This is a genomic window from Foliimonas ilicis, from assembly GCF_039939195.1.
GTDB classification, from domain to species: domain Bacteria; phylum Pseudomonadota; class Alphaproteobacteria; order Rhizobiales; family Rhizobiaceae; genus Foliimonas; species Foliimonas ilicis.
Genome location: NZ_JBDUUH010000001.1, coordinates 445,735 through 464,368, shown reverse-complemented (window position 1 = coordinate 464,368; position 18,634 = coordinate 445,735). Strand labels below are relative to the sequence as shown.

20 protein-coding genes are annotated in these 18,634 nt (G+C 58.7%); 9 read left to right on the top strand and 11 right to left on the bottom strand.

Going from position 1 to position 18,634, the window contains the following annotated elements:
- Positions 1 to 2: 2 nt before the first annotated feature.
- Together sucC and mdh are read right to left on the bottom strand one after the other, a co-directional pair.
- The gene (gene sucC / locus ABFT80_RS02260) at positions 3 to 1,199 is read right to left on the bottom strand and encodes an ADP-forming succinate--CoA ligase subunit beta (RefSeq protein ID WP_347970228.1); all 1,197 of its coding nucleotides are present in this window, start codon (positions 1,197 to 1,199) and stop codon (positions 3 to 5) included.
- 9 nt (positions 1,200 to 1,208) lie between these two features.
- Positions 1,209 to 2,177 carry a malate dehydrogenase gene (gene mdh, locus ABFT80_RS02255; RefSeq protein WP_347970227.1) on the bottom strand — a complete coding sequence of 323 codons (969 nt, stop codon included), beginning with the start codon at positions 2,175 to 2,177 and terminating at the stop codon, positions 1,209 to 1,211.
- A gap of 223 nt (positions 2,178 to 2,400) precedes the next feature.
- Between mdh and ABFT80_RS02250 the strand changes: the two genes are divergently transcribed.
- A complete protein-coding gene (locus ABFT80_RS02250; RefSeq protein WP_347970226.1) occupies positions 2,401 to 2,826 on the top strand; it encodes a GNAT family N-acetyltransferase in 426 nt (141 codons plus the stop codon).
- Here ABFT80_RS02250 and zapE read toward each other — a convergent pair.
- Both zapE and ABFT80_RS02240 read right to left on the bottom strand, forming a co-directional pair.
- A complete protein-coding gene (gene zapE / locus ABFT80_RS02245) occupies positions 2,821 to 3,984 on the bottom strand; it encodes a cell division protein ZapE (RefSeq protein ID WP_347970225.1) in 1,164 nt (387 codons plus the stop codon). The genes ABFT80_RS02250 and zapE overlap by 6 nt on opposite strands.
- A 37-nt stretch (positions 3,985 to 4,021) precedes the next feature.
- A complete protein-coding gene (locus tag ABFT80_RS02240) occupies positions 4,022 to 4,564 on the bottom strand; it encodes a protease inhibitor Inh/omp19 family protein (RefSeq protein ID WP_347970224.1) in 543 nt (180 codons plus the stop codon).
- A gap of 195 nt (positions 4,565 to 4,759) precedes the next feature.
- Between ABFT80_RS02240 and ABFT80_RS02235 the strand changes: the two genes are divergently transcribed.
- The 7 genes from ABFT80_RS02235 to ABFT80_RS02205 all read left to right on the top strand — a co-directional run bounded on the left by ABFT80_RS02235 (position 4,760) and on the right by ABFT80_RS02205 (position 11,345).
- The gene (locus ABFT80_RS02235; RefSeq protein WP_347970223.1) at positions 4,760 to 5,776 is read left to right on the top strand and encodes an MBL fold metallo-hydrolase; all 1,017 of its coding nucleotides are present in this window, start codon (positions 4,760 to 4,762) and stop codon (positions 5,774 to 5,776) included.
- Between the two features lie 52 nt (positions 5,777 to 5,828).
- The gene (dapF, locus tag ABFT80_RS02230) at positions 5,829 to 6,710 is read left to right on the top strand and encodes a diaminopimelate epimerase (protein WP_347970222.1); all 882 of its coding nucleotides are present in this window, start codon (positions 5,829 to 5,831) and stop codon (positions 6,708 to 6,710) included.
- Positions 6,710 to 8,008 carry a tRNA (N(6)-L-threonylcarbamoyladenosine(37)-C(2))-methylthiotransferase MtaB gene (mtaB, locus tag ABFT80_RS02225; protein WP_347970221.1) on the top strand — a complete coding sequence of 433 codons (1,299 nt, stop codon included), beginning with the start codon at positions 6,710 to 6,712 and terminating at the stop codon, positions 8,006 to 8,008. Before dapF ends, mtaB begins: the two co-directional genes overlap by 1 nt.
- A gap of 13 nt (positions 8,009 to 8,021) precedes the next feature.
- On the top strand, positions 8,022 to 9,629 hold the full coding sequence (ftsY, locus tag ABFT80_RS02220; RefSeq protein WP_347970220.1) for a signal recognition particle-docking protein FtsY: 1,608 nt from the start codon (positions 8,022 to 8,024) through the stop codon (positions 9,627 to 9,629).
- 84 nt (positions 9,630 to 9,713) lie between these two features.
- Complete coding sequence (locus ABFT80_RS02215; protein WP_347970219.1) at positions 9,714 to 10,364, top strand: septation protein A; 651 nt, start codon at positions 9,714 to 9,716, stop codon at positions 10,362 to 10,364.
- A gap of 14 nt (positions 10,365 to 10,378) precedes the next feature.
- Positions 10,379 to 10,993: a pyridoxamine 5'-phosphate oxidase family protein gene (locus ABFT80_RS02210; protein WP_347970218.1), complete on the top strand. Its 615-nt coding sequence runs from the start codon at positions 10,379 to 10,381 to the stop codon at positions 10,991 to 10,993.
- Between the two features lie 184 nt (positions 10,994 to 11,177).
- A complete protein-coding gene (locus ABFT80_RS02205; protein WP_347970217.1) occupies positions 11,178 to 11,345 on the top strand; it encodes a hypothetical protein in 168 nt (55 codons plus the stop codon).
- A gap of 4 nt (positions 11,346 to 11,349) precedes the next feature.
- Here ABFT80_RS02205 and ABFT80_RS02200 read toward each other — a convergent pair whose 3' ends face one another.
- From ABFT80_RS02200 to ABFT80_RS02175, 6 genes are all read right to left on the bottom strand, one after another.
- Positions 11,350 to 12,396, bottom strand: a complete 1,047-nt coding sequence (locus tag ABFT80_RS02200) for a DUF2332 domain-containing protein (protein ID WP_347970216.1) — start codon at positions 12,394 to 12,396, stop codon at positions 11,350 to 11,352.
- Positions 12,397 to 12,438: 42 nt separating this feature from the next.
- Positions 12,439 to 13,011, bottom strand: a complete 573-nt coding sequence (locus tag ABFT80_RS02195) for a DsbE family thiol:disulfide interchange protein (protein ID WP_347970215.1) — start codon at positions 13,009 to 13,011, stop codon at positions 12,439 to 12,441.
- Positions 13,008 to 13,178, bottom strand: coding sequence for a heme exporter protein CcmD (gene ccmD / locus ABFT80_RS02190; protein ID WP_347970214.1), 171 nt, complete (start codon positions 13,176 to 13,178; stop codon positions 13,008 to 13,010). Before ccmD ends, ABFT80_RS02195 begins: the two co-directional genes overlap by 4 nt.
- A gap of 97 nt (positions 13,179 to 13,275) precedes the next feature.
- Complete coding sequence (gene ccmB / locus ABFT80_RS02185) at positions 13,276 to 13,941, bottom strand: heme exporter protein CcmB (RefSeq protein ID WP_347970213.1); 666 nt, start codon at positions 13,939 to 13,941, stop codon at positions 13,276 to 13,278.
- 201 nt (positions 13,942 to 14,142) lie between these two features.
- Positions 14,143 to 14,754 (bottom strand): heme ABC exporter ATP-binding protein CcmA, encoded by a 612-nt coding sequence (ccmA, locus tag ABFT80_RS02180; protein WP_347970212.1) that lies wholly within the window; start codon positions 14,752 to 14,754, stop codon positions 14,143 to 14,145.
- Between the two features lie 73 nt (positions 14,755 to 14,827).
- A complete protein-coding gene (locus tag ABFT80_RS02175; protein WP_347970211.1) occupies positions 14,828 to 14,992 on the bottom strand; it encodes a hypothetical protein in 165 nt (54 codons plus the stop codon).
- 47 nt (positions 14,993 to 15,039) lie between these two features.
- On the opposite strand from ABFT80_RS02175, the gene acnA reads away from it, so the two are divergent.
- Complete coding sequence (gene acnA / locus ABFT80_RS02170; RefSeq protein ID WP_347970210.1) at positions 15,040 to 17,730, top strand: aconitate hydratase AcnA; 2,691 nt, start codon at positions 15,040 to 15,042, stop codon at positions 17,728 to 17,730.
- Positions 17,731 to 17,840: 110 nt separating this feature from the next.
- On the opposite strand, the gene ABFT80_RS02165 is transcribed toward acnA, so the two are convergent.
- The gene (locus ABFT80_RS02165; protein ID WP_347970209.1) at positions 17,841 to 18,509 is read right to left on the bottom strand and encodes a ceramidase domain-containing protein; all 669 of its coding nucleotides are present in this window, start codon (positions 18,507 to 18,509) and stop codon (positions 17,841 to 17,843) included.
- Positions 18,510 to 18,634 lie beyond the last annotated feature (125 nt).

Sequence of the window (18,634 nt, the reverse complement as noted above, 5' to 3'; positions counted from 1 at the left end):
GATCAGGCTTCCTTCACCGCAGCGACAATCTTCTTCGCCGCGTCATCGAGATCGTCGGCGGAGATGACATTCAGCCCGCTCTCATTGATGATCTTCTTGCCGAGTTCGACATTCGTACCTTCGAGGCGCACGACCAGCGGCACCGTGAGGCCGACTTCCTTGACCGCCGCGATCACGCCTTCGGCAATGACATCGCACTTCATGATGCCGCCGAAGATATTGACGAGGATGCCTTCAACCGCCGGATCGGCAGTGATGATCTTGAACGCCGCCGTGACCTTTTCCTTGGTGGCACCGCCGCCAACGTCGAGGAAGTTCGCAGGCTCTGCACCGTAGAGCTTGATGATGTCCATCGTGGCCATCGCCAGACCGGCACCATTGACCATGCAGCCGATATTGCCATCAAGCGCGACATAGGCGAGGTCGTATTTCGACGCCTCGATTTCCTTCGCATCTTCTTCGGTCGTGTCGCGAAGTTCGAGAATGTCGGGGTGACGGAACAGCGCGTTGTTGTCGAACGACACTTTGGCGTCGAGAACGCGAAGACGGCCATTCGTCATGACGATCAGCGGGTTGATTTCGAGGAGGCTCATGTCCTTCTCGACGAACGCCTTGTAGAGGATCGGGAAAAGCTTGTCGCCGTCGGCCGCCGCTTCGCCCGAAAGCTTGAGCGCGCCATTGAGCTGCTTGAGATCGCCCGCAGTCACGCCCGCTTCCGGGTCGATCGCAACGGTTATGATCTTCTCAGGCGTGTCATGCGCGACAGCTTCAATGTCCATGCCGCCTTCGGTCGAAACGACGAAGGCCACGCGGCCAACGGTACGGTCTACGAGGATCGACAGATAAAGCTCGCGGTCGATGTCCGCACCGTCCTCGATGTAGAGGCGATTGACCTGCTTGCCTGCAGGGCCGGTCTGCGCGGTGACGAGCGTGTTGCCAAGCATATCGCCGACATTGGCGATCACCTCTTCAACCGACTTCGACAGACGCACGCCGCCCTTGGCGTCCGGGCCGAGTTCCTTGAACTTGCCCTTGCCGCGTCCACCTGCATGGATCTGGCTCTTCACCACATAAAGCGGTCCGGGCAGCTTCTTGGCTGCGGCTTCCGCCTCGCCTGCATTCAGGATTGCAACACCGTCAGCAACCGGAGCGCCGAAGCTCTTGAGAAGCTGCTTGCCCTGATATTCGTGAATGTTCATCGAAGATCCTTACTTCTTGCCGAGGTTGGGGGCGATACCGATGCAGGCTTCGCAAAGCCCCTTCACCGATTCCACCGACTTTTCGAACATCTTCTGCTCGGCCTTGTTCAGGTCGATTTCGATGACGCGCTCGATGCCGCCAGCGCCGATCACAGTCGGTACGCCGACATACATGTCCTTCACGCCGTACTGACCCGAAAGGTAAGCTGCGGCGGGCAGAACGCGCTTCTTGTCCTTGAGATAGGCTTCGGCCATCTGAACTGCCGAAGAGGCAGGCGCATAATAGGCCGAGCCGGTCTTGAGCAGGCCGACGATCTCGGCACCGCCATCGCGGGTGCGCTGAACGATCTGGTCGAGCTTTTCCTGCGTGGTCCAGCCCATCTGCACGAGATCCGGCAGAGGAATGCCGGCAACCGTCGAATAGCGCGTCAACGGCACCATCGTATCGCCGTGGCCGCCGAGCACGAAGCCGGTCACGTCTTCGACGGAAACCTTAAATTCTTCAGCGAGGAAATAACGGAAGCGCGCCGAGTCCAGAACGCCAGCCATGCCGACGACATGGGTCTTCGGCAGGCCTGAGAATTTCTGCAGCGCCCAGACCATCGCATCGAGCGGGTTGGTGATGCAGATGACAAAAGCATTGGGGGCATATTTCTTGATGCCCGCGCCAACCTGCTCCATCACCTTGAGGTTGATGCCCAGAAGATCGTCGCGGCTCATGCCCGGCTTGCGCGGCACACCGGCCGTCACGATGCAGACATCGGCACCTTCGATGCCGGCATAGTCGTTGACGCCCGTGAAGCTTGCATCGAAGCCGTCGACCGGCGAAGACTGTGCGATATCGAGGCCCTTGCCCTGCGGCGTACCTTCCGCAATGTCGAAAAGAACGACATCGCCGAGTTCCTTGAGACCGATCAGATGTGCGAGCGTGCCGCCGATCATGCCGGACCCGATAAGGGCTATTTTATTGCGTGCCATGTCAGGATAATTTCCCTTTGTCTGCGTCCGACAGTGATCGTCGGGCGGATAGCGTTGAGACCAGGAATGCGAGCGAACCCCGCGGAAATTTCGCCGAACCGATAACCCTGTGGGCTTTAAAATTCAACCGATTATTTTTGGCTCATATATTTCAATCGTTTAGATTGCTTGGGATTTACGTAAACGTCAAAACTATATGACGAAAAGATGAAGGAAAGCGGCAATGATCGAGATAAAAAGGGTCGATAGCCGAGATTTGCGATTGTTTGATGACGTCGCTGACGACGTTTTTGATGAAACCATCGACCCCGTCCGTCTGAAGACATATCTCGCATCATCCAGCCACCACATGGTCGTGGCGCTTAACGACGGCCAGATTGTCGGCCAATGCGCCGCCGTCATCCACCATCACCCGGATAAGCAAACCGAACTCTACATCGATGAAGTGGGAACCGCGCCTTCGTTTCAAAGACAGGGCATCGCACGCAGAATGCTGGAAGAAATGTTCGTCATCGGCAAAGAGCAAGGCTGCGAAGAAGTATGGGTCGGAACCGAGCCGGATAATGAGGCTGCCCGCAAGCTCTATGAAACGCGAGAAGGTTTGGCAGGCCCCGCCGAAACCTTCGTCATGTATGTCTATAAATTATGACGCGGTCGTTTCCGCGGAAGCCTCGCGCCATTCCTTGCTCTGCATTTCGATCAGGCGCGAGACCGTGCGGTCGAATTCGAACGCTTCCGTGCCGCGCTTGCCGACATAAAGAGATTGCGGCAACGCCTCAGCACTTAGCATCAACCGTGCATGGTGGTCGTAAAGCGTATCGATCAGAAGAATGAAGCGTTTCGCCTCGTTTCGGCGATTTTCGGCCATCACCGGCACATTATCGATGAAAAAACTGGAGAACCGGGCGGCAATCGCCAGATAATCGCGCGCACCGAGCGGCTTTTCGCACAATTCAGCGAATGAAAAGCGCGCAGCATCACCCGCTGTCCGGCTAACCTTGATCGTGCGGCCTTTGACAATGATGTCTTCCGACGTCTCGGCAACGCCGCCTTTCGCGGCATCCCATCCCTCATCCATCAAACGATCTGCTTCAGGCCCAGTCGGCGTGACGTAAACCGGAATGCGGTTCAGCTTCTCCATGCGATGGTCGGTTTCGGAATCGAGATTCAAAACCGCCGCATATTGTTCCAGAATGGAGATGAAGGGCAGGAAAAGCTGCCGGTTCAACCCATCGCGATAAAGATCGCGCGGCGCGACGTTCGACGTCGCCACCAGCACCACCCCATGCGCGAAAAGCGCGGAGAACAGCCGCGACAGGATCATCGCATCGGCAATATCCGTGACCGAAAACTCGTCGAAGCATAAAACCCAGGCTTCATCCGCCAGCGCCTTTGCCACCGGCGGGATCGGATCGTCTTCTTTGACCGTGCCTTCCTTGCGCGCCTGGCGGTGCTTCTGGATGCGGTCATGCGCATCGGCCATGAAGTCGTTGAAATGGACGCGTCTCTTGCGACGAACCGGGACGAGTTCGAAGAACATGTCCATCAGCATCGTCTTGCCGCGGCCGACGCCGCCATAGACGTAAAGACCCTTGATCGGCTCCGGCTTGCGCTTGGCCGCAAACAGCCAGCCCAGCGCGCTCGATTTGCGCGCCAGCCTCTTGTCGGCAATTTCGGTGATCAGCCTGTCGAGCGCGGCAATGACATTGGCCTGCGCCGAGTCGCGCCGGATCGCGCCGGTGTCGACCAGATGGCTGTATCGATGCGCGACGGTTTCACGCACGGGAAGTCCGTCACGCAGGGACATGAGCTTGCTTTGCTAGATCAGGCGTTTTCGATCCGGCTTAACGGCTGAGCGAAATCGGCAGACCGCTTGACGTCTGACCGTCGAATTTCGACGGACCCGACGAATAGAGCTGCGCGAGCTGGCCGCCATTCGCATCGTAAAGCGTAAGCTGCTTGCCTGCGACATTCCACGACTTCACGCCATCGACCGGAGCCGGGCAACGCAGCGGGCCGGCGCGAAAGCCTTGGCCGAACTTGGTTTGCGGCGTGGCGACACGGCAGCTCTGGCCGGAAACCGAAGCGTTCCAGACACCGGCAACGCTGCCTGCCGTGAGGTCGGGTGCATTGGCATCGGCGACAGGCGCCTGCGAAGGCGGAAGCGATGCCATATCCGTGCTGCCAGGAGCAGAAGGGAACTGCGATGGAGATGTCGAACCCGGCGCGACGGGCGGGGGCAGAGTGCCGCCTGTCACACGGCCTGCCGGAGCGGCGGGCAACGGTGCCGGCTGCGACTCCATCGGGGCCATACGCGAGCTTGTGCAACCTGCTGCCAGGATCGCCGTGAAAGACACCGCGATGATGCCCGTTCTTGAGAGTGCCATTTAAACCTCCGTCGGGATTCTGTTCCGCCCGATCAATGCATGCCACTACAAAGGTGGCGATGTTGGCGAAATTTCAACCGAATATGATTAAAATAGAGTTTGCGATCGACGCTTGTTGCAAATTTGTCGCGCAATTCCTTGCGAATACCTATCTTCTCCCACTCAATCGCCAATATTCAAAGAGGCCGCCGCCACGTGACTCAGCCGAAAAGCCGCAGCAGATATTACGAAGGCCCCTCAACCGACCATTTCGACGGCGGCATTTTCTTCAATCCGGAAGGCACGGCGCCGCTCAGCCTGTGGGATGTTTTGCGCTGGAAGATCAGAGGCGACAAGGCGTCTCGATGGCCCGCTTCATGGCCAAGCCCATTTCCACAAGCCAAACCGACGGCTTCAGTCTCCGGCGATACGTTGCGCATCACGATGGTCGGCCATTCATCAACGCTCGTGCAGGTCGCCGGTCTCAACATATTGACCGACCCTGTCTGGTCTGAGCGCGTTTCGCCCTTTTCTTTCGCAGGCCCGCGCCGCGTCAACGTGCCGGGCATAAAATTCGAGGATCTGCCGAAAATCGAACTCGTTCTTCTTAGCCACAATCACTATGACCACCTCGACCTTGCAACGCTCAAGCGGCTGAAGGATGCACATGATCCGCTGGTCATCACGCCGCTCGGCAATGATCGGATCGTCACTCGGAAAATCCCGGCCATCCGAATTTCCGCCCATGACTGGGGCGAGAAAGTCCAGTTTTCGGACGATGTTTCGGTGCATGTCGAGCCTGCACATCACTGGTCGGCGCGCGGCACGCGGGATCGGCGCATGGCGCTGTGGTGCTCCTTCGCCATCGAGACGCCCGCCGGAAAAATCTATTTCGCTGGCGACACCGGCTTTCACGGCGGCCAGAACTATCGCGCACTCGCCGAAAAACATGGCGGCTTTCGCCTCTCCATTCTTCCAGTCGGCGCATATGAGCCGCGCTGGTTCATGGAAGCGCAGCACCAGAACCCGGACGAGGCCGTGCAGGGAATGCTCATGAGCAACACCGAATTCGCGGCAGGCTGCCATTGGGGGACGTTTCAACTGACCGACGAGCCCATCGACGAACCGGCAAAACTGCTTTCGGAAGCGCTTCTTGCCCGAAATGTCGCGCCGGAGCGGTTTCGCGCAATGCTCCCCGGCGAGGTCTGGGACGTGCCTTCGAAGCTGACTTGATCCTGTTGCCTACTCTGGTAATTCACCGCCTTTTCCGCCATATAGGCCCGACATGAGCACGACAGCGCCCTTTGCAAAGATGAACGGGCTCGGCAACGATATCATCGTCGCCGACATGCGCGGTCGCGCGGGCCGCGTTTCGCCGCAAGCGGCAATCGCACTCAATGCAGATGCCGCAACGCACTTCGACCAGATCATGGCGATCCATGATCCGAAGACGCCCGGCACAGACAATTATGTCGAGATCCTGAACTCGGACGGCTCGATGGCGCAAGCCTGCGGAAATGGCATGCGCTGCGTCGTCCAGGCCCTTGCTGCCGAAACGGGCCGCAAGATTTTCACTTTTGAGACCATTGCGGGCATTTTGAGCGCCGTCGAACATGAAACCGGGCTGATCTCGGTCGATATGGGCACGCCGCGCTTTGGCTGGCAGGAAATCCCGCTTGCCGAGGAATTTCGCGACACGCGCATGATCGAGCTTCAAGTAGGCCCGATAGACGCGCCGGTTTTGCATTCGCCTTCGGTCGTTTCGATGGGCAATCCCCATGCGATCTTCTGGGTGGATCACGACGTCTGGTCCTACGAACTCGAAAAATTCGGCCCGCTTCTCGAAAATCACCCGATCTTCCCCGAGCGTGCCAATATTTCGATTGCGCAGGTCACGTCGCGTGATGCGATCACGCTGCGCACATGGGAACGCAGTGCTGGGCTGACACGCGCCTGCGGTTCCGCCGCATGTGCCGCAGCCGTGAGCGCCGCGCGCACCCGCCGCACCGACCGGATCGTCACAGTCACCGTCCCCGGTGGCCCGCTCAACGTCGATTGGCGTGAAGACGATCACGTCGTCATGACCGGCCCCGCCGAATGGGAGTTTTCCGGCACTTTCGACCCTGATAGCGGTGCGTGGCTGCGCGAGCAGAAGGGCGCCGCCTGATGTCCGCTTCTGCAAAGGGCATCGATATCGTTACTTTCGGATGCCGCCTCAACACCTACGAATCGGAAGTGATGCGCCGCGAGGCCGAGGCCGCAGGCCTTGGCACGCTGAAGGACGGCGCGGTCATCTTCAACACATGCGCCGTCACCAGCGAAGCAGTGCGGCAGGCAAAGCAGTCGATTCGCAAGGCGCGTCGCGAAAATCCGCAGGCGCGCATCATCGTGACTGGATGTGCAGCGCAGACCGACCCCGATGCGTTCGTCGCCATGGACGAGGTCGATCTCGTTCTCGGCAATGAGGAAAAGCTTCGCGCCAATTCCTATCGCGCGCTACCGGATTTCGGCGTCAATGATTTCGAAAAGGCCCGTGTCAACGACATTATGAGCGTGCGCGAGACCGCCTCGCACATGGTCGATGCCATCGAGGGCCGCGCCCGCGCTTTCGTTCAGGTCCAGAATGGCTGCGACCATCGCTGCACCTTCTGCATCATTCCTTACGGACGCGGCAATTCACGCTCCGTGCCGATGGGCGCGGTGGTCGAGCAGGTCAAGCGGCTGGCCGGAAACGGCTATGCCGAAATCGTTCTGACCGGCGTCGACATGACGAGCTACGGTGCCGATCTCCCCGGAAGTCCGAAGCTCGGGCGTCTCGTCAAGACGATCCTGCGGCAAGTGTCGGATGTTCGCCGCCTGCGACTTTCCTCCATCGATTCCATCGAGGCCGACGACGAGCTTCTGGAAGCGCTTGCAACCGACAGACGCCTGATGCCGCATCTGCATCTGTCGCTGCAATCCGGGGACGACATGATCCTGAAGCGTATGAAACGCCGTCATTTGCGCGACGATTCGATCCGTTTTTGCGAAGATGTGCGCCGTTTGCGCCCGGAAATCGTCTTCGGCGCGGATATTATCGCCGGTTTCCCGACCGAAACCGAAGAGATGTTCGAAAACTCCCTGAAAATCGTCGAGGAATGCGGGCTGACCCATCTGCACGTTTTCCCCTTCAGCCCGCGTGAGGGAACGCCGGCTGCACGCATGCCGCAACTCGATCGACGGCTGGTGAAAGCGCGCGCGGCACGTTTGCGCGACGCAGGCGACCGCGCCTATCGCCGCCACCTCGCCTCGCTAGCAGATACCCGCCAGTCCGTGCTTATCGAGCGCGAAGGCATCGGCCGCACCGAAGGCTTTACGCCGGTCGCGCTGGATGCCGGGGCGCAGGGTGCGATTATCGAGGCAATGATCACCGGCAATGATGGTGAGCGGCTGACCGCGGTCCCGCTCGTCGCCCACGCAGCCTGAGGAAGATGCCCCTATGGCGCTAGGCTTTATCAAGAAAATATTTTCATTCGGCAGCAAGAAGGTTGAGGAGCCTGAAAAACAGGCCGAACCGCAAAACACGCTACCGCCGGTAGAGACGCCTGTCGCACCTGCCGCGCTCCCGGAATTTCTGCGCCGCGAAGAAGCATTGCCTGAACCCGTTTCGGAAAAGCAGGCCGAACGGCTTATCGAGCCAGAGCCACAACCGGAGCCAATCGTCCCGGAAATTCCGGTCGAACCCGAACCGCAACCGCCTGCGCCCGTCGAACCCGAGCCATTGCCGGAACCCACGCCGGTTGCGCCGCCTGAACCTATAGAGCCTCCCGCACCAGCGCCGCAGGAAGTTCCGCCGCAGCCCGAACCTGAACCGGAAACACCGGCAGAACCGGTACCGGAACAGCCTGCGCCCGTACCAACCCCGGTCGAGCCGCCCGCTCCGCCCATCGAGATACCGGCGCCGGAGCCTGAGCCGGAACCAGAAGTCCCGGTGGAAGTGCCGGAAGCACCGCCTGTCGAAATTCCGGAGCCTGCACCTTCCGTTCCAACACCTTCCGCCGAGAAAGCGGTGCCGATCGAAGTGACCGCGCCGGAGACGATTGCCGCTCCCGTGTCGAGCCCGTCTTCCGGCAAGGTCATCGTCGCCAAAAAAGTCGAGCATGTTGCGCCGCCTTCTGCGGAAGTTGCGCGCACCGGCTGGTTCCAGCGCCTGAAAACCGGCCTGTCGCGCTCGTCACGAGAACTCGGCACCAATATTTCCAGTGCGCTTGTCGGTCGCGAATTGAATGAAGAAGTTCTTGAAGATCTTGAGGAAGTGCTGATCCGTGCCGATCTCGGCGTGGAAACAGCTATCCGCATCACCGATGCACTCTCGACGGGCCGTTTTGGCCGCAGCACGACCGAGGCCGATGTGCGCGCCGTTATGGCAAGCGAAGTCGAAAAGGTTCTGGGTCCGGTGGCCATGCCCCTCGAACTCGACCTTTCGCACAAGCCGCATGTCATTCTGGTTGTCGGTGTAAACGGCACCGGCAAGACCACGACCATCGGCAAGCTCGCCGCAAAACTCACCTCTGGCGGACTTTCCGTCATGCTGGCGGCAGGCGATACGTTCCGCGCCGCCGCAATCGAACAGTTGAAGATTTGGGGCGACCGCACGGGTTCGCCTGTCATCTCCTCGAAAATCGGTGCGGATGCGCCGGGATTGGCCTTTGAAGCATTCAAGAAAGCCAAGGAAGCCGGCTCTGACGTGCTCGTCATCGACACGGCCGGACGCCTCCAGAACAAGGCCGAGCTGATGGCCGAGCTTGAAAAGATGGTGCGCGTGCTGAAAAAACTCGACCCCGATGCGCCGCACACGGTCCTGCTGACCGTCGATGCCACAACCGGGCAGAATGCGATGAACCAGGTCGAGATTTTCAAGAATATTGCAGGCGTCAACGGGCTGGTCATGACCAAGCTCGACGGCACGGCGCGCGGCGGCATTCTGGTTTCCATCGCCGCCAAGCATAAATTGCCGGTCTATTTCATCGGCGTCGGAGAGCAGATCGACGACCTCGAACCCTTCTCGGCAGGCGATTTCGCAAAGGCAATTGCAGGAACGGCATAACTGCCGTCGAAAAGTCGCAGACTTTTTGCAATCATGCGCAAAATCACCTGCTCCACCGATATTTGAAAGCGTTAGCCAAAAGCCATGCCGGAACCGATCTTCGAGCGCGACCCCACCGATCCGAGAAAAAAGACCGAGGTGAACCCGCTTCTCAAGCTGGCTCTCGAGCTTGGACCGTTGCTGGTTTTCTTCTTCGCCAATGCGCGCGGCGAATGGCTCGTCAATAAATTTCCGGTGCTTGGCGATTTCGGCGGCCCGATCTTTCTGGCAACCGGCCTCTTCATGATCGCAACCGCAATAGCGCTTGCGGCATCCTGGATTCTTCTGCGCACCTTGCCGATGATGCCGCTGATTTCCGGTGTCGTGGTTTTCATTTTCGGCGCACTGACGCTCTATCTGCAGGACGATGTCTTCATCAAAATGAAGCCGACCATCGTCAACACCCTGTTTGGCGCCGTACTGCTCGGCGGCCTGTTCTTCGGCAAGGCGCTGCTCGGCTATGTATTCGACAGCGCATTCAAGCTGGATGCCGAAGGCTGGCGCAAGCTTACCTTCCGCTGGGGCCTGTTCTTCCTGTTCCTGGCCGTAGTCAACGAGGTGGTCTGGCGCAGTTTCTCAACCGATACCTGGGTTACGTTCAAGGTCTGGGGCATCATGCCGATCACGCTGATCTTCACTTTCAGCCAAATGCCGCTCATTATGCGCCACTCGCTGGATGAGAAATTGAAGCGCTAAGAACCGAGGGGCCGATGGATTTCATTGAAACGCTTGATGAACTGCGCTCCATCTACAAGACCCCAAGCGACAACGCGGTCAGGAAAGAGTTGCAAAGGCTGGATGGCCACTGCCGCGGCTTTCTCGCGAAAAGCCCTTTCGTTCTCATCGGCTCATCCGACGGCAAGGGAAATTCCGACGTCACGCCAAAAGGCGACAAGCCCGGCTTCGTCGCAATTCTCAACGACACCACCATCGCCATTCCCGACCGACCGGGCAACAACCGCCTCGACACACTCGAAAACGTCATAGCGAACCCTTCAGTTGGCCTCCTCTTCCTCATCCCCGGCATGAACGAGACGCTTCGCATCAATGGCGACGCTAAGCTCACTACCGACAAGGATTTATCGGAGAGGCTGAGCGTCGAGGGGCGGCTGCCGCTGAGCGTCATGGTCGTCAAAGTTCGCGCTGCCTACATGCATTGCGCCAAGGCTTTCATGCGGTCCGAACTCTGGAAACCGGAAAGCTGGACCGACCGGCAGACGCTTCCCACGCTCGGCACGATCCTGCGCGACCAGTTAGCGCTTTCTCAATCTGCCGAAAGCACGGATCGCTGGCTGGATGACGGCTACAAGCAAACCATGTGGTAGCCGAAATACGCATGCTAAAAAAAGCGTTAGCAGCTCGCGGGTAACTACTTAATTCGCCATGCGTCCAGCGCATTGCTGCATTGCGACAATTGATTTTGCATTGCACAATACACATGTCATGATCATCACCAAGGGGAGGAACAATTCAGTCGCACAAAGCGACATGTTCCGAAGGACCAAACAGATGATCTTCTCAGGCCTCGTTGCCCGCACTCAGGACCGCCTCTCAAAGCGTCTCCGCTATCGCCGCCTTGTCGCTGAAATCGAAGGCATGAGCACGCGCGATCTTTCCGACATCCGTGCCGACCGCAGCGAAATGCTGCATCAGGCATATCAGGACGTTTACGGTTAATCCGCTAGAACCACTCGATCCATCGGCCATGGTAATCGCATTTGGCGAGATGACGCGTCTCGCCATTCGGCCATAGCGTAAGCGACAAAGTCGCATGAGGATCGCTGATAACCAGCGGCTCCATGCGAAGCCAGGCCAGTGGCGCTTTCTCCGTCGCTTCCGCCCCGGCAGCTTCCATCGCCGAAACTATGGCGGCACGCGTATTTTCGGGCATGTACTGCCACATGATCGAGTGAAACAGCACTGTTGCCACATTTGGCTTTCGATCTGAAAGCATATTGTGGACGAAGGCTTCTGCGTCCGATTTCACCACGCTGAATAGCGTCTTCAAGCCAAGCCCAAGCGCTGCATCCAGACGTTCCAGTCGCAAGGCCTGATCCGGCCATACGTAAGAGCGCAGGCGCAGCCTGTCCTTGTCGTTTTCAACCTCGATCGGCGAAATATCGCTGCCGTAACGCGACAGGATTTGCAGCTCACCGTCCAGCGGCGGTACTTGCCCGCGCACTTCCGGCGAAAGCTGAACCGGCGAGTTTGCATCGCCCCACGCCGCATTTCCCATCGAATAATGAAAGAGATCGAAAAGCAGGTTTAGCCCAGCGCTCGACCCGATTTCGTGAAGCGAAAGCGGCAAGCCCGTCTCGCGCGCAATCGCCAGAAAGCCCGGCAACAACATGCCGGAACGCGCAATCTCGTTGGTTTGCGGTGCGCTTTGAAGCGCTTGCAACAACGCCTCTTCGTTCCGCGTCAGAATTTCCGGCAGGATCAGGCGCAGCCGTTCCCAATCGGACAAATGCGGAGGATAAAGCGCTGCGAGTTTCGGATCTGCATCTGAAAGCACCAGCACATGGAGCCCGCCGCAAAGGCGCAGCGCAAGTGCATCATCGCCAGCCGTGCCCGGCCACGTCAGAATTTTGTGTCCGACCTTGGTCGTCTCGTCGAGATTATCTGCCAAAATCCGGCAGAGCATTGCGTTGAAGGGTGAACCCAATCTTTCGCAGGCGTCGCCCTGACGGCGGAAATGCTGGCGAATATAATCTTCTGTCTCGCTCATCGGTCGAATCTATCTGCTTCGTACCGAAACTGGAAGTTTGCCTTACTCAGCCAGCGCTTTTTCGATGCGCGGCAAGATATCGTCGCGTGCCGCATCGATGCTCAGCGGGCCGACATGCTTGTAGATAATCTTGCCGTCCTTCCCGATCAGAAAGGTTTCCGGTACGCCGTAGACGCCCCAGTCGATGGCCGTGCTTCCGGCCTGATCGACACCGATTGCGCTGAACGGATTGCCGAGGTCGCCCAGAAAGCGGCGCGCATTTTCAGGCCGATCCTTGTAGTTCAGCCCGGCAATGTCAAAACGCTTATCCTGCGAAAGCGCCAGCAAGATTGGATGCTCTTCCCGGCACGGCGCGCACCAGGACGCCCAAACATTGACCAGCGTGACCTTGCCCTTGAAATCACCGGAAACAAGGCCCGGCAGGCTCATGCCTTGAAGTGGCGGGAGGTTCGTCTTGGGCGCTTCGTGGCCGATCAAAGCGGATGGAATTGCCGAAATATCGCGACCGGACAGAAGCTGAAGAAGAAATATCGCAGCCAGCGTCAGGAAAATCGCCAGCGGCAAAAGCACGATCAGGCGGCGCGGGCGCTTCTGCGTTTCGATGTTTTCGCTCACGAAGCAGCCCCGCGCCTGTCGGAACGACGACGCGCGCCGCTTGCTTCGAGCTCGGCAATATCGCGCCTGCGGCCGCGCTGGTCGAGCAATACCCACAGGATCAGCCCGGCAATCGCCACTGCCGATACGCCGTAGGCCGCTGTCACATAGAGTGCGTGTGCGCTCATTTCGAATGATCCAATTCAGCGGTTTAGATAGCCCCGCAATCGCTTCGCCGCAATCGGCCCCCTTGCCGCAGCTTTGCGATGACCCGAATGGATCGTGTTAATCCGCAGCCCAGCGTAGCGCCAATGAGGCTGCCAGCGGGCCGATGACCGCAAAGAAAAGCGTCAGCGCGCAAAGAATCAGGAAAGGTGCCGCGAACGGGTCATTCGCATTGACCGCGCCGTAACTGGCGGTGACGCCGAAGATCAGAACCGGCACGACCAGCGGCAGCACCAGCACGGAAATCAGCACGCCGCCACGCGGAAGCGCGACACCGACCGCAGCACCCGCCGCACCAATGAAGGTGATTGCGGGCGTGCCGACAAGCAGCGTCGCTGCTGCCGCAAAAATGCTGACCGGCCCCATGTTGAGGAATAGCCCGAAAAGAGGTGCAGCTATTACCAGCGGCAAGACGCTGACGGTCCAATGCGCGAGGCATTTCACGAACACCGTCAGCGCAAGCATGTGTCTTTCGTCTGCGAGAATGAGCTGGTCGAGCGATCCATCCTCACGATCGGCCTGGAACAACCGGTCTAAGCCGAGCAGGCTCGCCAGCAGCGCGCCGATCCAAAGAATTGCCGGTCCGATCCGAGCCAGAAGATTGAGATCGGGGCCGATGCCGAAGGGGATCGTTGCAATGACCGCGAGGAAAAACAACACGCCGGTCAATGCACCGCCGCCAGCACGGATGCCGAGGCGTATGTCTCGGACGTAGAGGGCTAGCATGGTACTAAACTCTGACTTTGAGGGTTTCGCTCTACGTTGCCCCCCTCTGTCCTGCCGGACATCTCCCCCACAAGGGGGGAGATCAGCCAATCTCCAACATTGAAACTGCCAATCTCCCCACCCGTGGGGGAGATGTCCGGCAGGACAGAGGGGGGCAACGTAGAGCGAAACGTTTTGCGGTTAGTATTTCCAAGGAGCTGACTAATCATCAGCCTCGCCCATCTTCAACTCCTGCGTGCCATCCAGCCCCAGCGGCAGATGCGTCGCCGCGACAATCAGCCCGCCATCATCCAGATGCGCTTCCATCAATCCCGCGAACCGCGTCTCGGATGCGCGATCCAGCCCGGCCGTCGGCTCATCCAGCAACCACACCGGACGGTAGCTCACCAGAAGACGCGCGATCGACACGCGACGTTTCTGTCCGGTCGAAAGATACCCATAAGGAAGGTGGCCTATTGATTCCAGACCGACCTCTTCGAGTGATTCTTCGATGGAAAGATGCGGATTTCCGCAAAAATCCTGCCAGAATTTCAGATTTTCGGTGACGGAAAGCGCGGTTTTCATCGCGTTTTGATGACCGAGATAGTGGCTTGCCGCCGCAATCGTCGGCCAATCCTCGCCGCCGTCTTCAAGGCGCACGGATCCGGACGAGACCGGCAAAAGCCCGGCAATCACCCGAAGCAGCGTTGATTTTCCCGCGCCGTTCGGCCCCGTGACGACAAGGCACGACTTTTCGGGCAACGCGAAACTCACCGCTCCGAACACTTCTTCCCCGCCGCGTTCGCCGCCAAGATTGTCGGCGATCAGCCGCATCGGTCACCTTTAGAGACTGCTACTTTCATGCTCTTTTCGCATTGAGGAAATTTTGCTCGCTTCCTCTCTAGAACTATTCCAGAAAATTCTCTATATCCGCAGCAACCATGCCAGCGGTCGGCATGGGAACCGAATTTGCGCCGACCAGCGCGCGCGCCGCCTTGAACGGCCGGGTTGCTTGGGAACGGACAGCGGAAATGGCCGTACCCGCAACCTTTGCGCGTGATTTGCATGCCACAGGAGTCTGTTCCCGCTTAGGCAGAACTGACCAGGATGGGATCGCACGTGTCAAAATCTCTCGATAGTTTCAATTGCCGCCGCACGCTTACCGCGGGTGGAGTGGAATATGTTTATTACAGCCTGCCGGAAGCCGAAAAGAACGGCCTGACGGGCATTTCAAACCTTCCGTTCTCGATGAAGGTTTTGCTTGAAAACCTGCTTCGTAATGAAGATGGCCGCTCAGTCACCAAGGAATCCATTCAGGCGGTTGCCGGCTGGATCGCCGACAAGGGCACTGCGGGCGTTGAAATCGCCTATCGCCCGGCCCGCGTTCTGATGCAAGATTTCACCGGCGTTCCCGCCGTTGTCGATCTGGCTGCAATGCGCGATGCCATGGCGTCGCTCGGCGGCGACCCTGAAAAGATCAACCCGCTCGTTCCCGTCGATCTCGTCATCGACCACTCGGTCATCGTCGATGAATTCGGCACGCCAACGGCCTTTGCCCGCAATGTCGAGCTCGAATATGAGCGCAATGAAGAGCGCTACAAGTTCCTGAAATGGGGACAGCAGGCATTCCGCAATTTCCGCGTCGTGCCGCCCGGCACCGGCATCTGCCATCAGGTCAACCTCGAATATCTCGGCCAGGTCGTCTGGACGAATGATGAGGATGGCGAAGTTACCGCCTATCCGGACACATGCGTCGGCACCGATTCGCACACCACGATGATCAACGGCCTTGGCATTCTCGGTTGGGGCGTCGGCGGCATCGAGGCCGAGGCTTCCATGCTTGGCCAGCCTGTTTCCATGCTTTTGCCGGAAGTCATCGGTTTCCGCCTGACCGGCAAGGTCAAGGAAGGCGTGACCGCGACCGATCTGGTGCTGACCGTCACACAGATGCTGCGCAAGAAGGGCGTCGTCGGCAAGTTCGTCGAGTTCTTCGGCCCCGGCCTGTCGAACATGACGCTGGCCGACCGTGCGACGATCGGCAACATGGCGCCTGAATATGGCGCAACCTGCGGCTTCTTCCCCGTCGACGGCGAAACGCTGCGTTATCTGAACATGTCGGGCCGCGAAGAAGGCCGCATCGCACTGGTCGAGGAATATTCCAAGGCTCAGGGCATGTGGCGCGATACCGATCTTGCCGATCCGGTCTTCACCGATCTGCTCGAACTCGACCTCGGCGAAGTCGTGCCTTCGATGGCAGGACCGAAGCGTCCTGAAGGTCGCGTTGCGCTGGAAGGCATTGCCGAAGGCTTCGCCAAGGCGATGGAAACCGAGTACAAGAAGACGGTCGATGTGCATAAGCGCTACGCCGTCGAAGGTGCCGACTATGATCTCGGCCACGGCGACGTTGCAATTGCTGCAATCACCTCCTGCACCAACACTTCGAACCCGAGCGTTCTGATCGGCGCTGGTCTTCTGGCTCGCAACGCAAACCGCCTCGGCCTCAAGCAGAAGCCTTGGGTCAAGACCTCGCTTGCTCCGGGCAGCCAGGTGGTTGCGGAATATCTGGAAAATTCGGGTCTTCAGAAGGAACTCGACCAGATCGGCTTCAACCTCGTCGGTTTCGGCTGCACGACCTGCATCGGCAATTCCGGCCCGCTGCCTGCACCGATTTCCAAGACGATCAACGACAAGGGCCTGATCGCGGCAGCCGTTCTTTCCGGCAACCGCAATTTTGAAGGCCGCGTCTCTCCGGACGTTCAGGCAAACTATCTCGCTTCGCCGCCGCTCGTTGTCGCGCACGCTCTGGCAGGAACCGTCACCAAGGATCTGACCACCGAACCGCTCGGTGAAGATCGCGACGGCAACCCGGTCTATCTCCGCGATATCTGGCCGAGCTCGGCAGAAATCCAGGAGTTCATCGAAAAGAACGTCACGCGCGACCTGTTCTCCCGCAAATATGCGGACGTCTTCAAAGGCGACGAGAACTGGCAGGCGGTTCAGGCTCCAACCGGCCAGACCTACACATGGGATGATAACTCGACCTATGTGCAGAACCCGCCTTACTTCGTTGGCATGTCGGCAAAGCCCGGCCAGGTCGGCGAGATCAAGGGCGCACGCGTGCTCGGCCTGTTCGGCGACAAGATCACCACCGATCACATCTCGCCTGCCGGTTCGATCAAGGCTGCTTCGCCAGCCGGCAAGTACCTGACCGACCACGGCGTCGGCGTTGCCGACTTCAACCAGTACGGCACGCGTCGCGGCAATCATGAAGTCATGATGCGCGGCACCTTCGCCAACATCCGCATTCGCAACCACATTCTTGGCGAAAACGGACGCGAAGGCGGCTACACGATCCACTATCCGTCCAAGGACGAGATGTCGATCTACGACGCAGCCATGCTCTACAAGCAGGAAAACGTGCCGTTGGTCATCTTTGCCGGTATCGAATACGGCAATGGCTCGTCGCGCGACTGGGCGGCAAAGGGCACCACTCTGCTCGGCGTTCGCGCTGTCATCGCGCAGTCCTTCGAGCGTATCCACCGCTCGAACCTCGTCGGCATGGGCATCGTTCCTTTCGTGCTCGAAGAAGGCACCTCATGGGCGTCCCTCGAGCTGAAGGGTGACGAGCTGGTCACGATTGACGGCATCGACACGATCCGCCCACGCCAGAAAATGGTGGCAAACGTCACCTATGGCGACGGCACCGTGAAGAACGTCCCGATTCTCTGCCGCATCGATACGGTGGACGAGCTGGAATACTTCAAGAATGGCGGCATTCTGCAGTACGTTCTGCGCGATCTCGCTGCTTAAAAAGCGATAAATTGAAAAAGCCGCCGGTGCGAAAGCGTCGGCGGCTTTTTTACATCTGGGACATCATCCAAGATTATCGACGTTACGGAACGAAGCAAAGGCGGCGCAATCTAGGAACGTCGAGGCGCGCCATATCTCGCTGTTGCAGCAAGCAACACGCCCAGCATCAATCCATTCAACGTGTGCCACATGAAATGCGTGCCGAGCGGCATAGTCTCGCAGACATGCGGATCGATTGCCCGGAAGGTGACTGAGCCGACGAAGATCGCCGCAGCCGCCATATTGTACCAACCTGCCGGATTACCGCTGCGGATAACCAGCGCTCCAAAGAAAATGAGCGCCAGAAAGGGCGGCAGATAGCCCGTGGAGCCGTTTGAGGCGAGGCGCAGCCAATCCGGCACCATATAAGTCAGGAACCCGACCACGACGTAGAAGGCGAGGAAAATGGCCAAGGCTCTCGGCCATGCCATGCCCATGAAACGACGGAGATTGAGCAGCGTGTAGGCCAGCGTGAAACCGGCGATCGGCAAAATGTCGGCCCACATGGTCAGCCTGTTGGCGAATGTGTGGAACAGGCCGGAGCCCAGGCCGATTGCCACGACCCACCATGAGAGAGCCTCCGCAAAGCCACCCGTACCACGGCGGCGGACCTGCCAGACGCCCCAAAGCCCTGCAATGATAAAACTGAGATTTGTTAGCGCATTTACCGGTTCGGACCAGAATTCAGGGCCGGTTCGCTCACAATAAAGGTCGATATGCGTAGAAATTGCTGCATTCATCGCTCAAAAGTCGCCTTCTCTCACCGCAAATTTACTTCCTGTTGAGCATCTGTTCTGCCTAGATTAAACCTTCTAGGGTCAGGATCGCATGGTCCGGCAAAACCAAAAAGCAATTCGGAAAGACC

Bases quoted from the DNA above. Each gene is read 5' to 3' on its own strand.
- sucC (WP_347970228.1), bottom strand. From the start codon at position 1,199: ATGAACATTCACGAATATCAGGGCAAGCAGCTTCTCAAGAGCTTCGGC.
- mdh (WP_347970227.1), bottom strand. From the start codon at position 2,177: ATGGCACGCAATAAAATAGCCCTTATCGGGTCCGGCATGATCGGCGGC.
- ABFT80_RS02250 (WP_347970226.1), top strand. From the start codon at position 2,401: ATGATCGAGATAAAAAGGGTCGATAGCCGAGATTTGCGATTGTTTGAT.
- zapE (WP_347970225.1), bottom strand. From the start codon at position 3,984: ATGTCCCTGCGTGACGGACTTCCCGTGCGTGAAACCGTCGCGCATCGA.
- ABFT80_RS02240 (WP_347970224.1), bottom strand. From the start codon at position 4,564: ATGGCACTCTCAAGAACGGGCATCATCGCGGTGTCTTTCACGGCGATC.
- dapF (WP_347970222.1), top strand. From the start codon at position 5,829: ATGAGCACGACAGCGCCCTTTGCAAAGATGAACGGGCTCGGCAACGAT.
- mtaB (WP_347970221.1), top strand. From the start codon at position 6,710: ATGTCCGCTTCTGCAAAGGGCATCGATATCGTTACTTTCGGATGCCGC.
- ftsY (WP_347970220.1), top strand. From the start codon at position 8,022: ATGGCGCTAGGCTTTATCAAGAAAATATTTTCATTCGGCAGCAAGAAG.
- ABFT80_RS02215 (WP_347970219.1), top strand. From the start codon at position 9,714: ATGCCGGAACCGATCTTCGAGCGCGACCCCACCGATCCGAGAAAAAAG.
- ABFT80_RS02210 (WP_347970218.1), top strand. From the start codon at position 10,379: ATGGATTTCATTGAAACGCTTGATGAACTGCGCTCCATCTACAAGACC.
- ABFT80_RS02205 (WP_347970217.1), top strand. From the start codon at position 11,178: ATGATCTTCTCAGGCCTCGTTGCCCGCACTCAGGACCGCCTCTCAAAG.
- ABFT80_RS02200 (WP_347970216.1), bottom strand. From the start codon at position 12,396: ATGAGCGAGACAGAAGATTATATTCGCCAGCATTTCCGCCGTCAGGGC.
- ccmD (WP_347970214.1), bottom strand. From the start codon at position 13,178: ATGAGCGCACACGCACTCTATGTGACAGCGGCCTACGGCGTATCGGCA.
- ccmB (WP_347970213.1), bottom strand. From the start codon at position 13,941: ATGCTAGCCCTCTACGTCCGAGACATACGCCTCGGCATCCGTGCTGGC.
- ccmA (WP_347970212.1), bottom strand. From the start codon at position 14,754: ATGCGGCTGATCGCCGACAATCTTGGCGGCGAACGCGGCGGGGAAGAA.
- ABFT80_RS02165 (WP_347970209.1), bottom strand. From the start codon at position 18,509: ATGAATGCAGCAATTTCTACGCATATCGACCTTTATTGTGAGCGAACC.